Genomic DNA, 1258 nt, shown 5'->3' on the forward strand with positions numbered 1-1258 from the left:
ATTCTGATAGTTCCCAGCTTGTACCAATGTGAAAATATGTTCTATATTCTCGCCAATATTCTAACGTTACTAAAACTTGTTCTTCTATAGATAGTTTAGGTTTCGGTCCCCTTTTAGATGGTGAATTAGAGTCGGCTTCAAGACTTTTTACTGATTCTACCATCTTTCTATAGGTTTGTTTATACACACCGAAACGGCGTTTGAATTGTTCATCTGATAAGTTTTGATAATCCATAATTTTGCTAATAAACATAGCAAAATTATAGATGATTTCCTGACCTAAGATCACATTTTATTCTTTTTTCCACTTCAATCTAAAAATCGAGAAAAAAGCAAAACCCTCCATTATACCATAAAAAAATTATGCAAGAGGTCTACTAAAAGACTATTAGAGGATGTTTGAAAAGGGTCACGGGTAGCGTAGTCGTCTAGGCAAGCCGCCTCAACATGAGTCGAATCATGCCGAGATAAACAAACGCCTCGGAAGTTTCGGGTAAAACCTCGTAGTCTTTGCTTAATCGTCGCCAATAATTAGGGTTTGCTGAAAAAGTTTGTTGGTGGGGTTAGGAGTCGGTCGTCGGTCGTCAGTAGCCGGTCGTTTCAGGCTTTCTTGCCCTTTTTTTGTACCAGTTTATGTACTAAAAGAAGGATAATGCAAGGTTTTTGAAGGTCTTAATCCTATATTCGCAGCATGAACATCGGATTTTAACAGGTCAAAAGCCTTATTTTAAAAGGGTTTTACCATTATTCAGCCAGCCCTAATTAAACCAACCGAAAGTGCGCTCCACCACCCAACGCTTGGGTAGGACTTCAAATCCCTTTACCCCTGCCGAGCGTAGCACCGTCTCTAAAATGAAGCCGAAGCTGTCCATGACGAAACGCATCAGATTCTCCCCCGAAAATCCTCCATCGACAAAAATGCGGATTAATCGCGGATATTTGCCCGGTTGTTGCTTCATATTCAAGGGAAATTTGTTTCGCTCCTTCTCGCTCCTGTACAATAGCGGCAACGACTTTTACCGCTATTAACAGCCCGAAAGTATCGACCAACGTAAGGCGGGTAGTCATGGGGCAACCACCGCCAAGGGCATCCTGTTTAACTGATCTAAGCATAAAATAAATAGGGTTTGCTGAAAAAGCTTTTCGGTGGTGGCAGGGTGTGGGGTGTGGGGTGTGGGGTGTGGGGTTTTACCAGTTTTGAGGTGGTCAACTACCTAATTTTCAGGGAAAAAGTACCTGAATTTTCCCCCGATCCCCG

Annotated in this window: 2 protein-coding genes; both read right to left on the reverse strand. The window is 42.1% G+C overall.

The genetic code is table 11. The features are described from left to right. Positions 1–253: helix-turn-helix domain-containing protein (locus tag O9295_RS16225; protein ID WP_288033847.1), on the reverse strand; the 253-nt coding region annotated here is incomplete at its 3' end. Between the two features lie 505 nt (positions 254–758). Then, complete coding sequence (locus O9295_RS27885; RefSeq protein ID WP_502846509.1) at positions 759–959, reverse strand: hypothetical protein; 201 nt, start codon at positions 957–959, stop codon at positions 759–761. Positions 960–1258 lie beyond the last annotated feature (299 nt).

Origin of the sequence: Microcystis sp. LE18-22.4A (assembly GCF_027531105.1) — a bacterium.
Taxonomy (GTDB): Bacteria; Cyanobacteriota; Cyanobacteriia; order Cyanobacteriales; family Microcystaceae; genus Microcystis; species Microcystis aeruginosa.

Bases quoted from the DNA above. Each gene is read 5' to 3' on its own strand.
- O9295_RS27885 (WP_502846509.1), bottom strand. From the start codon at position 959: ATGAAGCAACAACCGGGCAAATATCCGCGATTAATCCGCATTTTTGTC.